Raw genomic sequence first — 17552 nt, 5'->3', positions numbered from 1 at the left:
TCGATTTTTTGACCGACGATTTCATCATCACTCGAATCGTCGGTCTTTTATTTTGTGCCTTATGTATTCAGCATTTAATTTTTATATTCTACACCCAAAAAAATCAGCCGATAAAATATCGACTGACTAAAAACTTGCTGCAACTTTAAAATAAGTCACAACAGCAAAGCCATGTTATGCAGCACAATAGCGATTACGCCCCTGTCTTTTCGCTACATAGAGGTTTTTATCGACCTGATCCAAAAATTGCATTCGATTATCTAGATCTGATGGAATAATGGTTTTTACCCCCATGCTGAGTGTGACGAGTTCAGACACCGCTGAAGCTTTATGCGGTAATCGTGCAGCACGCACGGCCTCCATAATTCTATCGGCCATCACTGCTGCTGCTGCCTCATTGGTTTCTGGTAAAATCCAAGCAAATTCCTCACCACCAAAACGCGCGACTAAATCACGAGGTCGTGTACAACAAGATTCCAAACTTTTCGCAATTTGACGCAGACATGTATCCCCAATCACATGACCATTCAAGTCGTTGTATTGTTTAAAATAATCCAAATCGATCAGAATTAAACTCAGTGGCTTTTGTGTGCGTATCGCGTTCAACCATTCGCGTTGATAAAAGTCATCAAACAAACGTCGATTGGCAATACCGGTTAAGCCATCTTTATATGAATATTCTTCGAGCTGACGTTGCAATTTTTGTAACTGTTCTTCTTGTTTTTTACGTTCGGAAATATCAAACATAAATCCTACGAGGCAATCTACATCACCATTTGGTTTACGCACGACATGCACAACATCACGTATCCAAAGATATGAACCATCCTCTTTAAGTGCGCGATAATCTGCCTCATGATCTATACCAGCCATCGACTGCGAAACACAATAATTCAGCACAAAATCACGGTCTTCCTCATGCATACGTGATGCCCAGTCCTGAACGGTGCGCCAAGTATTTTGCTTCCAACCGAGCAACTTTTCAATTTGCGGTCCAATATAGCTGAATGTTTTACTGTCCCAATCAATACACCAAGGAATGGCTAATGTAGACTCTAATAAAGTCTTATACACCATACTATTTGCAAGTTTTTCTTCATCAAAAGGATTATTTGGCATGTTGCATCTCCTGCTACCCCAAATGCAGGTAATACACCTGCTGTACAACAATTGATCTATATACAGGATTAGAACAACATTTTATATTCCTAGTTCTTGGTATTTTTTAGCCTAATTTCAAATCTCTGCTATTTGAAATGTGCAATCCATCAAACAAAGAGTAATAACAATGAACCAGCTCTGCTATTTTGAAATTCAAAGCTCCGATCCAAAGCGTGAAGTTGCCTTTTATTCTGCGGTTTTCGGTTGGTCATTTATCCCAGTTGAAGGGCTACCGATTCAATACTTCCGTATTGAAACTCAAGGCATTCATGGTGGCCTCTTAGAGCGCCCTGCTCAGACTCCACCAACGCACTGCGGCACCAATGCATTTACCTGTAGTTTTGAAGTTGAAGATTTCGACCATATCGCTGAGAAAATTTTGGCGCAGGGTGGTCAAATTGCCATGGAAAAATTTGCGATTCCTGGTCAATGTTGGCAAGGCTATTTCTTAGACCCAGACCACAATACCTTTGGCCTCGTACAAGTCGATTCAAATGCACAGTAACAGCTTAGATTGATGACCTTGTAACTGTCGAGAACGACTTAGTTTGACGTATGAATGATTAATCACCCTCGAAAATGTGAACATCTGTGATACTTTAGACCCCAATCAATTTTTTTGATTTTTGGGGGCTTGCATGACTGTTCGTTTTTTTCATACTTCTGATTGGCATTTAGGACAATTCTTCTATAACCACTCACGTGACTACGAACACGAACAGTTTCTTCATTGGTTACTCGAACAAATAGAACAAAAGCAGCCGCATGCCCTGCTGATAGCTGGCGATATTTTTGATGTCATCAACCCAGCTTCCAAAGCGCAAAAACAGCTCTATCAATTTTTAGCCGATGCGCATGTGCGTGCCCCGCACATGCAAACCCTGATGATCGCAGGCAATCATGACTCAGGTTACCGTATTGAACAAGTTGAGCCATTATTAGAAAAATACCATGCCAAAGCTGTTGGCGTGGTCCATAAAAATACTGAAGGTCAGCTCGATTTAGACCGATTACTCGTGCCTATTTATGATGAACACAAAAATATTGTGGCATGGTGTCTAACCTTACCTTTTTTACGGGCTGCCGAGATCACCGGATTCAATGATCAAACCACCAATAGCCAAAACGCTATTACCTATGTGCATCAGCAATTAATTGCGGAAGCCAAAGCACGTAAAACTTCAGATCAAGCCTTAATTTTAATGTCACATGCCCACATGCAAGGCGGTGAAACGTCGGACTCAGAGCGCCCGATTATTATTGGCAATGAAGAAGCGCTTTCGACTGCCCTATTTGATGATGTAATTGACTATGTCGCACTTGGGCATTTGCATAAACCGCAAAAAGTCGCACAGACCCATATCCGTTATAGCGGCTCACCGATTCCCCTGTCATTTAGTGAAATTAATTATAAGCACCAAGTGCTTGAGATCAGTATTGATCCAACTCAAACAGATGAATCACGCTTTCAAATGGGGTCCTTAGCAATTCCGCGCAGTGTGCAATTGCATCGCATCAAAGGCACAATTCCAGAAGTTTTGGCACAATTATCTGCTTTGGCGAACGGTGAAATTGAAGATATTGATCAGCGTGAATATGTCGAAATTGAATACCATACCGACACCCCGCCTGCACCTAATTTAAGACAGCAGTTTGAAGAGGCTTTAGCGCCGAACCGTTATCGGTTGGTGCGCATCAGCCGCCGTTATTTAAACTCAGATCAAAATAATCAGCAACAAGCCGCAATCAACCTTGATCCACCTACGCCTGAAAAATTATTCCAAAACCTTTGGGAAAAACAAGGCTATGGTGCTGATGACACCGTAATGAAAGATTTTTTAAGTTTGGTCGATGAAGCACAAAAATCACTTGAAGATGATGTGAACGCTTAAGGAATTGCCATGAAAATTTTATCTATACGTATTAAAAACTTGGCATCTTTAGCGGGTGAACATTTTATTGATTTTGAATCTGAGCCTTTAGCCAGTGCAGGCTTAGTAGCAATTATTGGCAAAACTGGTGCAGGTAAATCAACCATTTTAGATGCCATGTGTTTGGCGCTGTTTAATCGTGTGCCACGTTTAAAAGACAGCGATGGTAAACTGATCGATATCGATGGTTCAGAGTTGCCAACCAACTCACCGCAAACCGTATTACGCCGTGGCACAGGTCAAGGCTTTGCCGAGCTCAGCTTTGTTGCCCAAGACCAAAAAGTCTATTCAGCGCGTTGGGAAATTAAACGTGCCCGTGAAAACCCAAATGGCAAATTGCAAAGCGTACAGCGTTCACTGAAATGCTTAACGGATGGCAGTGTCGTTGCAGATAAAACTAAAGCGGTTGAGAGCCAAATTTTACGCATTACTCAACTCAGTTTTGAGCAATTTACTCGTGCTGTTTTACTGGCTCAGTCAGAAGTGACCGCTTTTTTAAAAGCGCGTGATAATGAACGTGGCGAGCTATTGGAATATCTGACCAATTCCAGTATTTTCGGAAAAATTGGTCAATTGGCCTTTGAAAAAACTAAACAAATTGCCAATCAGCGTAAAGAGCTGGAAAATGTTTTAGGACATATTGAAATATTGTCTGATGAAGATCTAATAACAACCACGAATCAATTCAATACGGTTTCTACAGAATATAAAAAGCTGGAAATAGAAAAATCAGCGTTCGAAAAAAATCAACAGTGGTATGAACAAAAGCAAAAATACGAAACTGATGTGCAAGCACGTCAGCAACAACTACAAAATCAGCAACAACAACTTGATGCACTTGCGCCTGAAAAGCTACAACTGCAACAACTTGAACGCTTTTCATCTATACGCCCAAGTGTAATTCAACAAAAAAATATCAAGCTTGAAATTGCACAATTACAGCCGCAATTGACACATGCACAACAGCATTTTTCAGAGATTGAACAACAATTCAATGCTGAAAAAACCATCTTTGAAAAAATAGATACAGAACAAAAACAACAGCATCAATTTGAGATTCAACATCAAGACAAAATTAAACTGGTGCGTGACCGGATTGCTGAACGTCTTGTATTGGTAGATCAATTACGCAAAGCGCAAGGTGATTTTAAAGAGATTGAAAACCAACTTGTTCCGCATATCAACAATGAAAAACAGATGAAGGAACAGCTTGAGCAACTGCAAACCAATATTGCTCAACACACGGCACAGCTAGAAAGTTCAAATCACTTTGCCTCACTCGATGATGCACTTTCAGCGCATATCACACAGACTCAACGATTTATTCAAAGTTATGCACAATTTGAAAAAAATTATGGCAATGTGCAACAAGCCAATACACAATTACAGACACAACAAAAACAACTTGAAAAATTAACGCAAACATTTGGGCAAGAAGATGCGCTCAATCAGAAAATTTCATCACTACGTTACGAACGTGACCAGCTTTTACAAAAATTAAATCAGCTCAATGTTGTTCAGCAACAATGGCAAAGCTTCCAAAATATTGATGCTGAAAACAACAATCTCATGACGGTGAAACGTACACTAGCTCAGCAAATTAAACAAAGTCATACGCAGCTAAAAACGGCCGAACTTACCTATCAAACGCAGAAAAATGAGCGTGAAAAACTGCAACACATGTTGCAACAACAGCGCTTACTGAATACGGAAAATATTGAAAAATTGCGTGCAGATTTGGTCGATGGCGAAGCGTGTTTAGTCTGTGGAAGTACCCATCATCCTTATTCAGAAAAAGAAGCTTTTTCTGATGAATTACTGAAACTACAAACGCAACAAGAACAACAAGCACTTGCATTGGAAAAAGTGGCTTTCGAAGCTTGGCAAAAATTACAAACCACCTCCACTCAGCAAACCGCGTTAATGGATGCCAATGCGCAACAGCTAGCGACCTTAAAAATACAACTTGATCAGGCAAAAAATGCGCTTCAACAACAATTAAATATTCTAAATATTTCTTTTGATTTTTCACATCAGCATGAAGCCTTGGCGCAACTGATTCAGACAAGAATCAATGAATCACAACAAGCGCAAAAACAAACTGAAGATGCCTTAATTTCACATGAAAATGCTCAAAAACAAAGTCATGCACTCATAACTTCAATTCAACAAACCACACAGCACTTATCCAGTGTGCAACAAGCTGAAATCAATATTCAGCATATTCTCATTGTGTTGAATGACGTAGAAAAAAAATTATGGGAACAGTCGACTTTAAGCGCGGCTGAACAGATTTATCACACACTACAACAACGTCAAAATTACTTAAAGCAACGCCACGAGTTAAATACTCAATATAATCAAACTTCACAACAGCTTGAGCACTATCAGCAACAAATTAAATTTAGTCAGGAAAAAATTCAAACGGCTCAAAATCTAATTGAAAATTTAACAATTGAGGGCAAAAAAAATAGTGATATTGCGATTCAAACTATTTTTGAGATGACCCAAACACAAGTTGAAAAACCACATGATTGGTTAAATGATTTTGACCAAAACAGACAACTGTTACAGACGAGATTCAATCAGGCTCGTCAAACATTCGATCAAGTACGTCAAGCCTTTGAAACCAGTCAAAGTCGCTTAAAAGAATACCTCACCCAGCAAACACAATTAGTCACTCAAATGAGGCATGTTGAAAATACGCTTCAACAATGGATGAGCCAAAATTCAGAATTTAGTGAAACGCTGTTAGCGCAACTTAGTGCAATTTCATATGAACAAGAACAGCAGCTTAAACAGCGTGTTTTAAATGCAGAACGTGCCTATTCAGATGCTCAAGCAGGTATTCAGGCTATTCAAGAAACGTTGAAACAGCATTTAAAAACACAGCCTGAAATACAAATTTTACAAATCGAGCGTGTCATTGCACTAAATCTTAAAGCCCTTGCAGAACAGCAAGAACTTAGAGATCAACTTAAAAGTAAGTTAGATGTTCATTTTTCTAACCTCAGCAAACAAAAACAATTTGCCGATCAGATTCAACAGATCCAATCTGAAGAACATCGTTGGAATAAAATTTCGAGCTTAATGGGCGATGCAACGGGCAAGAAGTTCCGTGATTTGGCGCAGCAATATAACCTTGATATTTTAATTGAATATGCCAATCAGCAATTGGCGATGCTTTCACAGCGCTATACCTTAAAGCGCCTTGAAAACTCATTAAGCCTAGCCATTGTCGATCATGATATGGATGGTGAAACCCGCTCGGTCTCTTCGCTTTCAGGCGGTGAGTCTTTCTTAACCGCGCTCGCTTTATCCTTAGCCATTGCGAGCATGGCATCAGGTACAACAAAAATTGAAAGCCTATTTATTGACGAAGGATTTGGTACGCTAGACGCTTCAAGTCTGCACATGGTGATGAATGCTCTGGATCAGCTACAAAACCAAGGGCGTAAAGTCGTGCTAATTTCTCACATTCAAGAAATGCACGAACGAATCCCTGTGCAAATTCAAGTCAATCCTGTCGGAGCAGGTGCAAGCACCATCCAAATCGTATCTTAAAAAAAGCCTGCTTAAAGCAGGCTTTATAATTTTTGATTCTCTAGATCATTACGTCCCGAGTGGACGTAGCGTTAAAATCTGTTCACTACGCCCAAATGGGCCATGGACATCATGCAATACAGAACTACTCAAACCAACACCATCCGCTCCATACTGCTGCACGGTTTCCAGACCTAACCACTGTCCCTGTGGTAAACGGTGCAAATGGATTTGTAGATCCAGATTTGGAAAGCCCCAGCCAAATGGCCAATCCTGACGCGGAACAATACCATTGGCGGTATCAACCATGCCCATTAAACGGACAAAATCAGCAGTCGGCTCACCTTCAACCATGTCATGCTGTGTTCTCAGCCACACAATGCCTTGACCTGCACGGCGCCCATGGCTTCTTGCTTCAATCGACTGAATATATCCCCCCGGCCACTGACGGATACCGTCCCAAATCGGCGCAGTTTCTGGCCCAGTCACATCAGCATCCTCCAAACCTTTCACGGACTGGCTATTTTGCGTCATCATGCGCCAAGTGCGTGCCACAATGCAGGTTTTTCCCTGAGCCCGCATTTCAGATTCAATCAGTTCAATGGTTTTTCCCGGACGAATCACTTGCGTGATTATTTCAAACTCGCCAGCAGGAATTAAGCCCAAAATATCGAGGCTAATGCGCCCGATACGCATATCATGACGTGGTGAAAAACGGTCTAATTCAGCACAAATAATGCCTGTAGCTGGTGCCATGTGTTGCTCATGTGCATTCCATGCACCTTGTGCTAAATTGGTCGAATGGTAATGTGCCGTGACACAGCCTTGCGCATCTACGTCGCGTTGAATCAACTGATAATATGCCGTCATGAACTTCCCTATTTGTCCAAGTGTGAATTACTTCAATATCAAAAACATCCTGATTATTTTGTACTCAACTTTAATGGAATGTTCAAATTAAAAGGCTCACTTTGAACCCATAGGTTTCATCTATTGTGAAAATTTATCTGCTGTGCTTACACTTTATAAGCCTAGTTTTTGAAAGCAGGCTGAATCTTCTGTCCTATTTTGAATAATCACGTGCGCCAAACAATGCTGTCCCCACGCGAACCATGGTGGATCCGGCAGCAATCGCATCTGTCATATCACCTGACATCCCCATGCTTAAGGTATCCCAATCCTCAGGTTTCGTATGCTGTGCTTTGACATGCTCAAAGAGCACTTTAGCATCAACAAAAGCTTGTGGATTGTTTGGAGCAGGAATTACCATCAGTCCACGTAAGCGTAAATTCGGTAGCGTAGAAATCTGTGCGACCAAATCTGCTACTTCATTCGGCTGACAGCCATCCTTCGTATCTTGCGCGTCAATATTGACTTGTAGGCAAATATTCAAAGGCGCTTGAGTCGCTTCTCGCTGGCCTGATAAACGCTCCGCAATAATCAAACGGTCTACCCCATGCACCCAAGCAAAGTTTGAAGCCAAATGTTTGGTTTTATTACGCTGTACATGACCTATAAAATGCCATTCAATCTCTAAATCTGCCAAAGCCTCTATTTTTTGAAGCGCTTCTTGCAGATAATTTTCACCAAATGAGCGTTGCCCCGTTGTATACATTTCTCTTAGCATTTCAGCAGGATGCGTCTTTGATACAGCCAATAATTCAACCGACTGCTGTGGGCGACCCGCAAGTTGGCAAGCCTGCTCAATTTGCTGCAAAACTTGATTTCGTGCTTCTTGAAGTATATTCATTGACGGGGTTCTCATTTCATTCATCTTTTTTTGCATTGCCCTGCAACTAAGTGTTGGTTAAGCTGTGGGAAAGCCTTATTATTCTATCAAAATAATTAAGATTTAATTTTTATCTCGGGGATTTTATGGACATTACAGAACTATTGGCCTTTGCTGCCAAAAATAACGCTTCGGATTTACATTTATCTTCTGGTATGCCACCAATGATTCGTGTGGATGGTGAAGTTCGTCGTATCAACCTTCCTGCTCTTGAACACAAAGAAGTGCACAAATTGGTTTACGACATCATGAACGATAAACAGCGTCGTGATTACGAAGAAAAATTAGAAACTGACTTTTCATTTGAAGTACCTGGTGTGGCTCGTTTCCGTGTGAACGCATTTAACCAAAACCGTGGTGCTGGTGCCGTATTCCGTACCATTCCTTCAAAAGTATTGACCATTGAAGATCTTGGCATGGGCCAAATCTTTAAAGATATTTGTGAATATCCACGTGGCATCGTACTGGTGACCGGTCCAACAGGTTCGGGTAAATCAACCACGCTTGCTGCGATGGTCGATTACATTAACGACAACCGTTATGACCATATTCTAACGGTCGAAGACCCGATAGAATTTGTACACGAATCTAAAAAATGCTTGGTCAACCAACGTGAAGTACACCGTGATACCCACGGCTTTAACGAAGCACTTCGTTCCGCACTGCGTGAAGACCCGGATATTATCTTAGTCGGTGAGATGCGTGACCTTGAAACCATTCGTTTGGCACTGACAGCCGCTGAAACAGGTCACTTGGTCTTCGGTACTCTACATACCACCTCTGCGGCAAAAACCATTGACCGTGTGATTGACGTATTCCCTGCTGAAGAAAAAGACATGGTTCGTGCCATGTTATCCGAATCACTTCAAGCCGTAATTTCACAAACCCTACTCAAGAAAAATGGCGGTGGTCGTGTGGCTGCCCATGAAATTATGATTGGTATTCCTGCGATCCGTAACTTGATTCGTGAAAATAAAGTTGCGCAAATGTATTCAGCGATTCAAACGGGTGCCAACTACGGTATGACCACACTCGATCAAAGCTTAAAAAACCTTGTCGCAAAAGGCATTATTAGTACGCAAACTGCACGGACTGCAGCGAAACAACCCGAATCTTTCTTGTAATTTTTTTATTTTTTTGGGGCGATCGTTATGGATTTTAACGGCTTACTTGATTATATGGTGGAGAAAAAAGCATCGGATTTGTTCATTACAGCCGATGTTGAACCCTCGATTAAAATCAATGGGCAAATTTTGCCTATTGGCTCGACTAAGTTACCGGGCCCGACTGTCGGTCAAATCTTACATTCGATAATGTCTGAAAAGCAGCGTAAGGAATTTGCCGATACGCGTGAATGTAACTTTGCCATTAGCAATACCAGTAAATCTGCTCGTTTTCGTGTCAGTGCATTTCAACAACGTGACCAGCCAGGTATGGTGCTGCGTCGTATCGAAACTGTCATTCCAACGATGGATGAGTTGAAATTACCGCCGATTTTAAAAGAATTAGCGATGACCAAGCGTGGCATTATCATTTTCGTAGGTGCAACAGGTACAGGTAAATCAACTTCTTTGGCATCTTTGATTGGCTATCGTAATGAAAATAGCAAAGGTCATATCATTACCATTGAAGACCCGATTGAATTTGTACACCAACACCGAGGCTGTATCATTACCCAACGTGAAGTGGGTATTGATACCGACTCTTTCGAAGTTGCCTTAAAAAATACGCTACGTCAGGCACCTGACGTGATTCTGATTGGTGAGATTCGTTCACGAGAAACTATGGACTATGCGATTGCCTTTGCTGAAACCGGTCACTTGGTTTTTGCAACACTGCATGCCAACAACGCCAACCAGGCCATCGATCGTATCATTCACTTCTTTGAAGCAGATCGTCATAGTCAGCTATTCATGGACTTGTCTTTGAACTTAAAAGCAATGGTTGCGCAGCAGTTGATTCCAACCATTGATGGTAATTCACGTCGTGCTGCCATTGAGATTTTGATCAACTCACCTTTAATTTCAGACTTAATCCGTAAGGGTGAAGTGCATGAAATTAAAGACCTGATGAAGCGTTCTCGTGAACTAGGTATGCAAACCTTTGACCAAGCCTTATATGACCTTTATAAAGCCAAGCAAATTAGCTACAAAGATGCGCTCAAACATGCCGATTCACCGAACGACCTGCGTCTACAAATTAAATTGTCTGAAGAAGGCGGTGAGCATTTACTGCGTGCAAATTCAAATATTACCTTTGATGGTCAACATTAATTTTGCTTAAACGCTTTCGGAAATAAAAAACAGACTTCACATGAAGTCTGTTTTTTATTCATTCTCATCCGTATCGGATTATTTTTTACGATATGCTTCTTGGCATTCAGGCGCATCACAATAGCCATAAAGATTTAATGAGTGACCTGTAAGTTGGAAACCAAATTTTTCTGCCACTTGATGTTGCTCATGCTCAATCACATCATTAGTAAATTCCACCACTTTATTGCAGTTTTGACACACAATATGGTCATGGTGATCTTCTTGCATAATCTCAAAAACAGAATGATTGTTTTCAAAATGATGGCGTTGAATAATACCTGCAGCTTCAAACTGTGTTAACACGCGATACACAGTTGCTAAACCCACATCTTCACCCTGTTCAAGTAAAGTCTTATAAATATCTTCTGCGCTTAAGTGATGTTGTCTTGAATTTTCAAGCAATTCCAATATTTTAATTCGTGGAAGTGTAACTTTAAGTCCAGCTTTACGTAAATCTTGATTTGAAATAGGCATGAAAAAAGGTCTCTCAACAAAATTAAAGTTGGAATATGCAACAAAGTTTAGATGCAGTATGATCTATCCTTGGATCAAATGCATCATAATTAATTTGGGATAGTTTAGCAAAATGCAAAAAATCATGCTGACGTTATTTGTCACTTCATTGCTCGTAGGCTGTTCAACCTTGGGCGTTTATAAAGTTGATATTCCACAAGGTACACCTTTAACTCAAGCACAAGCGGCTAAAATTCAAGTGGGAATGAGCCACCAACAAGTTCGCTTTTTGCTAGGTAGTCCAACTGTTGCCGATCCAATGAATCCGTTACGTTGGGACTACATTTATAAGTATACCCCAGGAACATATGCTAAAAAAGCCAAGATTCCTGCTGCACATGGTCAACACTTAAAAATCTTCTTTGACCAAAACGGTATCGTTCAAAAAATTGAAGGCTTAGAAACCATTCCAGAGTCTCAACCTGGCTTACCAGGTTCTAAAGAAGCGATTTTAACTGCGCCACCACTATAGTCGCTTTCAGATAAAAATAAACCCCTAAATTTAGGGGTTTTTTTTATAAGTACAATTGTTTGAAACGATTGCCTCGACAATAACGACCAACGGGATTTTTCTTGGCGCGATTACGACGAATATCTTTCGGATTAATGGTTAATGCACGATAGATTTCGACACGATCACCTGCTTCAAGTAACTGAGATGAATCGCTTACACGCGCCCCGAAGATTCCTAGTGTTAATACTTCTGGTAAATCTACTTGTTTTCGAATGCCACTTTGCACAATAGCATCTTCAACCGTCATACCGGGATTAAAGATTAGAGGAATTAATATCTGCTGTTCCACGCTCGCATAAGCCACCCACACTTGTAACTGAGCTGTCATTAGAATAACTGCCCAATCACAGCCACCAATGCCAATATTATTGACAAGGGCACTACGATACGTACAGCAATACGCCAAATATTATAAAAGGTTTCATGACTGAAGTTCATTGACTTACGTAGATGACTAATCTTCATAATCCAACCTGCGAAAATCGCATAAATCAGACAAATAATTAAGCCCCAAATCAACAAGGCAATATTAAATACTGGAACAACAGTGCTCAGTGCCCATACAAAAACCGCAACCAATAAAATCGCCCATTGCACCACTATGGCCAATTGGCGTTGTTGTAATTGTTCACGTGCCATTTGAATCAGCAATGCTGAAGCTGCGACTAAACCCACAACCAGTGCTAAAGCAGATACTTGTGCTTTTGCTGCGAAAAAGGCAAAAGCAACCACTGCCAAAAGTTGAGCGATCCAAATCGGAAATACCGTTTTGCTTGCAATCTCTTGTTGCTTCACGGCTGGTAAACTTGACTGCCAATACAAGCCCATCCCCAAACCACTTGCTACGAGCGCCAAGACAGTTGCATTGCCCCACTCACTAAATTCGAGCGCAGTCATTTTCCACTCTGGTAAGGCAGTTCCCATAACATTCGCTAAAACTACTGCAGCAATCACACCAATAGCGGTCAAAATCACTAAAAATTGGCGTGGTACAAACGACAATGCAAATGCAATGACCGCAAGGACAGCCAAAATAATGCTATAGGCAAAGCCATTAGCTGTAAAAATTGCCACATATTGCGACGCGGCTGAAAGCATGGCACCTGCTAAAAATGGAATAAATACTACGGCAAGCCAACCGACTATACGCCATTTGGGTGAAGCATCCGCATCACGTGTTAGCGAAGACAGTGCTTGAACTGCTGTAATTTTTGAACGTTTTGCTAAAGCAATTTCCAAATAACATAGCGGTAAAGCTAAAATAAGCATTGTACCTAGCCACAACAGCCAGAAATCTAGCTGACGTTCAATTTGAATACCTGTTACCGGTGCTAAAGTTGCAATAATGATAAAAGATAAACAGAACGCCATCAGTGGCGATAACCATTTCGACATCGCATTGTCCTGCATGACAAATTCCTTTGAAAATTCTAGCGCTATTTTGCCTTGCTGTGCCTTGAAAATCAAAAACAAAAAGCAAATCACCTTAAAGATGATTTGCTGCGCAAATGATATTATTAGAATTTAATTGTTTTTATTTCATTTTTTGAGGTTATGAAAAGAAACGTGCAAACCAATTTTTGCCTTTTTTCTTTTCTTTTTCTTTGATGATACCCATCATATTTTCTTTAACCGCACCGACATAATCAGCATCATCGTGCTGAATATGGTTAATCAGCCATTTTGAAAGCACTTCATGTAATTCATTTTCAATCGCATGCCCCATTTCAAAACGGTCACGGTAAGATTCAATTTTTTTAATAAATAAATCATGTACGCGTTTATGTGGCACACGATATTTATAACCCGCTTCTTCTTGTAAAGATTCTTCGAAGGTAAAATGTGATTGCGTGTAATCAATAATGTTTTCCAGAATTTGTTTTACACGATCACGATCTGTATTTGCGTCAATGCCATCAATTTCATTGATGTAGTCAAGAATCCGTTTGTGTTGATCGTCAATCACATCGATACCAGTATTGTATTCTGGAACCCATTTCATTTTCATTACGACCACCTATAAATATGAAGGACTTATCACGTAAATTTCATCATATAATTAAAGAACTTAAATAAAAATGAAGTAAAAAGGTTGGTTTTAATTGAAATACTGCCATTTATATTGCAATCAATTGTTTTTATTATGTTAATTTATTTAATCCCGAGTATAAAGCTAAGATATTTTTTAATCAATTCAATATCTTAGAAAACACCCTTAATTCAATAAAGTGTAAGATATTCATTTTTATAATGAATATCTTTCATTCAAAATTAATACTGATCTGCACGTGTGACACGTTTTAAAGATGGGTCCAGCCGCTCACGTTCTAAACGTTCAACAACCGTCTTTGCAGCACGAATTGGACGACCATGTTGAAATAAAATCATTTCACCCGGCTCAAATGCTGTCCAAACTTCGTTTTGCGTTAGGGGTTCAGTGGTAATCACGGCAACACGGTCTTCAGGCGTAGTGACTTCACTAAAATCGACTTCAACATCAATATCAATCAACTGTGCAGGCTGAAATGGAAACTCTCGAACCAGCCAATGCAGCTTGGTAATCGCATAACTAAATAGCGCCTGCCCATTCGACAAACAAAAATTAAAGGTGCCATGTTCTGCAATTTTAGGAGAAATTTCTAATAACAGATCAAACACCTGATCGAGTGTAGGTTCGGTATAACCAAAACGTTTCACCATTTGCTCGAGCAAATAGCAAAAGGCCAATTCACTGTCGGTATTGCCGACGGGGCTGAAGCGCCCTGTGAGCTCAGGCTGAAAGCCATGTAGGTCGCCATTATGTGCAAAAATCCACTGTCTGCCCCACAATTCACGACTAAATGGATGTGAGTTTTCAAGATTAATTTTGCCTTGTGTCGCTTTACGAATGTGTGCAATCACATTGCGAGATTTAATCGGGTAGTTTCGGATCAGCTCAGCAATCGGAGACTCTACAGCAGATTGATTGTCGACAAATAAACGACATGCTTTATCTTCAAAAAAAGCGATACCAAAGCCATCACAATGATCTGAGGTAATTCCTGCTCGCTGCGAAAATCCCCGAAACGAAAAAGTTATATCGGTAGGAGTCGCACAATTCATTCCGAGCAGCTGGCACATATCGATCATTTCAGCAGTAAATCTATGATTTCTCTATTGTGCATGACAGTTTTAGTTGTTGTAAATCTAAAATCGGCGCCATTGTAAGAGTTTTTATAATCCAACAGGGCAAATACATTATTTGATCTTTTCAAAAGTTACTTAGCCAACTGATAAATAATAAAAAAGCCTCAAAAGAGGCTTTTTTATATCAAAAAATGCTAAGTATCTTAAGCTTTTTTCACATTGGTTCGATTGGTGATTAATGTACCCACACCATGATCCGTAAAGATTTCAAGTAATGTTGCATGAGGTACACGACCATCAACAATATGTGCGCTGATTACGCCGCCTTTGACTGCATCTAATGCACAGCCAACTTTCGGAATCATGCCGCCATAGATCACGCCAGTTTCAATCAAACGATCGACTTCTTGGGTGGTTAACCCAGTCAGCAGATTTTTATTTTCGTCTAAAACACCCGTGATATTGGTCAATAAAATTAGCTTTTCCGCACCCAATGCTTCAGCCACTTTACCTGCAACCAAGTCAGCATTGATGTTATAGGTGTTGCCGTCTTCGTCTACACCTAATGGTGCAATCACAGGAATAAAATCGCTTTGGGTAAACATTTCAAGTACGTCAGTTTTCACACCAACCACTTCGCCAACTAGACCTAAATCAATCTGTTTTACTGAACCATCTTCGGCTGTTTTTTCCATCAATAATTTTTGCGCACGGATCAAATTACCATCTTTACCCGTTAAACCAATTGCACGGCCACCGTGTTTATTGATTAAGTTCACAATCGATTTGTTCACGCTGCCGCCCAAGACCATCTCGACAACTTCCATCGTTGCAGGATCAGTCACGCGCATACCGTCGATACGATCAGACTCACGGCCTAATTGTTTGAGGAATGAATCCACTTGTGGACCACCGCCATGTACCACAATCGGGTTTAGACCAACCGTTTTCAGCAATACGATATCACGTGCAAATGAGCTCTCAAGCTCAGGATCGGTCATGGCATTACCACCATACTTCACTACCAGCGTCTTACCCGCAAAACGTTGAATATACGGCAAAGCTTCCGTCAGTATTTGTGCTTTGTCGATGCCAGTATGTTGATGTGGCATTTGCCTCTCCTTATTGAGCATCTGGAATGTCATGAGCAATGTCTGGATAGTGCTCAACTAACATGGAAACAAACAGATCTCGTATTTCTTTTAAGCGTGCTGATGAGTTGGCATCAAAGCGTAAAGTGAAATACTCACCTGTATTCGATGCTCGAATGATGCCAAATCCATCATCAAAATCAAGGCGTATTCCATCAATTTTACTGATTTGTGCTGGAATTCGCGCAGAATTGGCTTCAACCTGCTTTAAAACTTCCGCTGGATCATGCTGATGCGTACTGACATATAAATCTTCGGTACTAAAGCGCTCTGGATATTTCGCCAAAGCTTGTGACAATGTCAGTCCCTGAGCTTGAATATATTCTAAGACCCTTAAGGCAGCATATAGACCATCGTCATAGCCGCCACCACGACCATCATTAAAAACATAATGTCCTGCGTATTCACCACCAAAAACCGCTTTGCCTTTAGATTGGGAAATATATTTTCGCAAGAAACTACTGCCTGTTCGAATCATGACAGGCTGCGCATCTAGATCACTCACAGTATCGCGAATCATCGTTGAACATTTCACATCAAATACCACTTCTGCATGTGGTTTTTGAGTCAAACAAATTTCAGCAAATAAACATAATAATCGATCTGCAGAAACCACTTTGCCAGTTTCATCAATTAACACTAAACGATCACCATCACCATCTAAAGCAATGCCAATATCGGCCTTTTGCAACTGTATGGCTTGGCGAAGGTGAGTTAAATGTTTGAGCTGTGATGGATCTGGAGCATGATCAGGGAAATGTCCATCAGCTTGGCAACGTAATGCCAAAACTTCACAGCCTAATTTGTTTAATAATAAGGCTGCACAATGCCCAGCTGAACCATGCATGCCATCGATCACAACTTTAAGCGGTTGCTGTAAATGAATGTCATCTAAAATAAATTTCTGATAGGCCAAACAATATTCAGGCTTGATTTCGTGTGGCTCAAGTTCAGTCATCAAATGCACACGTTCCGAAGAAAAACAATTTCGTGCTTCGACTGCAACGTGTTGAATCATCTCCGGACAAGGTGGCTCACCTTTGATAATCCACTTGATACCATTATCTGATTTAGGATTATGGCTCGCCGTCACCATAATGCCATTGCCTTGAAATTGTCCCGCAATAAAATACAACATCGGGCTTGAGCAGCAGCCAATAATTTCCGCTTCAAGGCCAGCCTCATGGCAGACTTTTTGAATTATTTTTGCATAGGTTGGACTGGTTAAACGCGCATCATAGCCAATGGCAAGTCTCTTTTGCCCTACATCTAAATATTGTTTGACTAAGCCACAAGCAATTGACTGAACTAAATCAGCATTTAAGAGCGATATTTTCCCGCGAATGTCATATGCACGAAAAATATGTTGCGGAAAGTGACTAAACAGTGAACCCATACTATGTTCTTCTAATTACATCTTTATTAATTAAAAAATCTTAAATTCTATTTAGAATTTAAGCTTTTAATTAAAGGATAAAATCCTGAAAAAAAGTGTAGCTTTTTTATAAC

16 protein-coding genes are annotated in these 17552 nt (G+C 40.5%); 6 read left to right on the top strand and 10 right to left on the bottom strand.

The features are described from left to right. Positions 1-174: 174 nt before the first annotated feature. Positions 175-1119, bottom strand: coding sequence for a GGDEF domain-containing protein (locus FTU64_RS07280; RefSeq protein ID WP_180004261.1), 945 nt, complete (start codon positions 1117-1119; stop codon positions 175-177). Between the two features lie 169 nt (positions 1120-1288). On the opposite strand from FTU64_RS07280, the gene FTU64_RS07275 reads away from it, so the two are divergent. The 3 genes from FTU64_RS07275 (at position 1289) to FTU64_RS07265 (ending at position 6656) form a co-directional block, all read left to right on the top strand. Continuing rightward, a complete protein-coding gene (locus FTU64_RS07275) occupies positions 1289-1666 on the top strand; it encodes a VOC family protein (protein WP_180004259.1) in 378 nt (125 codons plus the stop codon). Between the two features lie 133 nt (positions 1667-1799). After that, positions 1800-3053, top strand: a complete 1254-nt coding sequence (locus tag FTU64_RS07270) for an exonuclease SbcCD subunit D C-terminal domain-containing protein (RefSeq protein ID WP_373683884.1) — start codon at positions 1800-1802, stop codon at positions 3051-3053. 9 nt (positions 3054-3062) lie between these two features. Further along, positions 3063-6656, top strand: a complete 3594-nt coding sequence (locus FTU64_RS07265; RefSeq protein ID WP_180059485.1) for an AAA family ATPase — start codon at positions 3063-3065, stop codon at positions 6654-6656. A 48-nt stretch (positions 6657-6704) separates the two neighbouring features. On the opposite strand, the gene FTU64_RS07260 is transcribed toward FTU64_RS07265, so the two are convergent. Beyond that, a complete protein-coding gene (locus tag FTU64_RS07260; RefSeq protein WP_078193098.1) occupies positions 6705-7505 on the bottom strand; it encodes a thioesterase family protein in 801 nt (266 codons plus the stop codon). A 193-nt stretch (positions 7506-7698) separates the two neighbouring features. Then, on the bottom strand, positions 7699-8385 hold the full coding sequence (locus FTU64_RS07255; RefSeq protein ID WP_180059484.1) for a YggS family pyridoxal phosphate-dependent enzyme: 687 nt from the start codon (positions 8383-8385) through the stop codon (positions 7699-7701). 125 nt (positions 8386-8510) lie between these two features. Here FTU64_RS07255 and FTU64_RS07250 point away from each other — a divergent pair, with 125 nt between their 5' ends. Both FTU64_RS07250 and FTU64_RS07245 read left to right on the top strand, forming a co-directional pair. After that, the gene (locus FTU64_RS07250) at positions 8511-9548 is read left to right on the top strand and encodes a type IV pilus twitching motility protein PilT (protein WP_078190026.1); all 1038 of its coding nucleotides are present in this window, start codon (positions 8511-8513) and stop codon (positions 9546-9548) included. Positions 9549-9575: 27 nt separating this feature from the next. Continuing rightward, positions 9576-10697: a PilT/PilU family type 4a pilus ATPase gene (locus FTU64_RS07245; protein ID WP_078193100.1), complete on the top strand. Its 1122-nt coding sequence runs from the start codon at positions 9576-9578 to the stop codon at positions 10695-10697. A 78-nt stretch (positions 10698-10775) separates the two neighbouring features. On the opposite strand, the gene fur is transcribed toward FTU64_RS07245, so the two are convergent. Further along, positions 10776-11213, bottom strand: coding sequence for a ferric iron uptake transcriptional regulator (gene fur, locus FTU64_RS07240; protein ID WP_078193101.1), 438 nt, complete (start codon positions 11211-11213; stop codon positions 10776-10778). 112 nt (positions 11214-11325) lie between these two features. Here fur and FTU64_RS07235 point away from each other — a divergent pair, with 112 nt between their 5' ends. Beyond that, positions 11326-11724 (top strand): outer membrane protein assembly factor BamE, encoded by a 399-nt coding sequence (locus tag FTU64_RS07235; protein ID WP_078193102.1) that lies wholly within the window; start codon positions 11326-11328, stop codon positions 11722-11724. Between the two features lie 43 nt (positions 11725-11767). Here FTU64_RS07235 and FTU64_RS07230 read toward each other — a convergent pair whose 3' ends face one another. The 6 genes from FTU64_RS07230 to FTU64_RS07205 all read right to left on the bottom strand — a co-directional run bounded on the left by FTU64_RS07230 (position 11768) and on the right by FTU64_RS07205 (position 17439). Then, the gene (locus FTU64_RS07230; protein ID WP_180004252.1) at positions 11768-12094 is read right to left on the bottom strand and encodes an RnfH family protein; all 327 of its coding nucleotides are present in this window, start codon (positions 12092-12094) and stop codon (positions 11768-11770) included. After that, entirely contained in the window at positions 12094-13176 is a 1083-nt protein-coding gene (locus FTU64_RS07225) for a hypothetical protein (RefSeq protein ID WP_180004250.1), read from the bottom strand. Before FTU64_RS07225 ends, FTU64_RS07230 begins: the two co-directional genes overlap by 1 nt. 142 nt (positions 13177-13318) lie before the next feature. Next, entirely contained in the window at positions 13319-13774 is a 456-nt protein-coding gene (locus FTU64_RS07220) for a bacteriohemerythrin (protein WP_078190032.1), read from the bottom strand. 263 nt (positions 13775-14037) lie between these two features. After that, entirely contained in the window at positions 14038-14886 is an 849-nt protein-coding gene (locus FTU64_RS07215) for a class II glutamine amidotransferase (RefSeq protein WP_111885279.1), read from the bottom strand. Between the two features lie 209 nt (positions 14887-15095). Beyond that, positions 15096-16004, bottom strand: a complete 909-nt coding sequence (gene argB / locus FTU64_RS07210; RefSeq protein WP_078190033.1) for an acetylglutamate kinase — start codon at positions 16002-16004, stop codon at positions 15096-15098. Between the two features lie 10 nt (positions 16005-16014). Continuing rightward, positions 16015-17439 (bottom strand): phosphomannomutase/phosphoglucomutase, encoded by a 1425-nt coding sequence (locus FTU64_RS07205; protein WP_180059483.1) that lies wholly within the window; start codon positions 17437-17439, stop codon positions 16015-16017. Positions 17440-17552 lie beyond the last annotated feature (113 nt).

Source organism: Acinetobacter sp. YH12128, assembly GCF_013418655.1.
Classification (GTDB): domain Bacteria; phylum Pseudomonadota; class Gammaproteobacteria; order Pseudomonadales; family Moraxellaceae; genus Acinetobacter; species Acinetobacter amyesii.
The sequence above is the reverse complement of the archived record's forward strand: the minus strand, read 5'-3'. Positions and strand labels throughout refer to the sequence as shown.

Coding starts and splice junctions, on each gene's coding strand:
- FTU64_RS07280 (WP_180004261.1), bottom strand. CDS start 1,119: ATGCCAAATAATCCTTTTGATGAAGAAAAACTTGCAAATAGTATGGTG.
- FTU64_RS07275 (WP_180004259.1), top strand. CDS start 1,289: ATGAACCAGCTCTGCTATTTTGAAATTCAAAGCTCCGATCCAAAGCGT.
- FTU64_RS07270 (WP_373683884.1), top strand. CDS start 1,800: ATGACTGTTCGTTTTTTTCATACTTCTGATTGGCATTTAGGACAATTC.
- FTU64_RS07265 (WP_180059485.1), top strand. CDS start 3,063: ATGAAAATTTTATCTATACGTATTAAAAACTTGGCATCTTTAGCGGGT.
- FTU64_RS07260 (WP_078193098.1), bottom strand. CDS start 7,505: ATGACGGCATATTATCAGTTGATTCAACGCGACGTAGATGCGCAAGGC.
- FTU64_RS07255 (WP_180059484.1), bottom strand. CDS start 8,385: ATGAATATACTTCAAGAAGCACGAAATCAAGTTTTGCAGCAAATTGAG.
- FTU64_RS07250 (WP_078190026.1), top strand. CDS start 8,511: ATGGACATTACAGAACTATTGGCCTTTGCTGCCAAAAATAACGCTTCG.
- FTU64_RS07245 (WP_078193100.1), top strand. CDS start 9,576: ATGGATTTTAACGGCTTACTTGATTATATGGTGGAGAAAAAAGCATCG.
- fur (WP_078193101.1), bottom strand. CDS start 11,213: ATGCCTATTTCAAATCAAGATTTACGTAAAGCTGGACTTAAAGTTACA.
- FTU64_RS07235 (WP_078193102.1), top strand. CDS start 11,326: ATGCAAAAAATCATGCTGACGTTATTTGTCACTTCATTGCTCGTAGGC.
- FTU64_RS07230 (WP_180004252.1), bottom strand. CDS start 12,094: ATGACAGCTCAGTTACAAGTGTGGGTGGCTTATGCGAGCGTGGAACAG.
- FTU64_RS07225 (WP_180004250.1), bottom strand. CDS start 13,176: ATGCAGGACAATGCGATGTCGAAATGGTTATCGCCACTGATGGCGTTC.
- FTU64_RS07220 (WP_078190032.1), bottom strand. CDS start 13,774: ATGAAAATGAAATGGGTTCCAGAATACAATACTGGTATCGATGTGATT.
- FTU64_RS07215 (WP_111885279.1), bottom strand. CDS start 14,886: ATGTGCCAGCTGCTCGGAATGAATTGTGCGACTCCTACCGATATAACT.
- argB (WP_078190033.1), bottom strand. CDS start 16,004: ATGCCACATCAACATACTGGCATCGACAAAGCACAAATACTGACGGAA.
- FTU64_RS07205 (WP_180059483.1), bottom strand. CDS start 17,439: ATGGGTTCACTGTTTAGTCACTTTCCGCAACATATTTTTCGTGCATAT.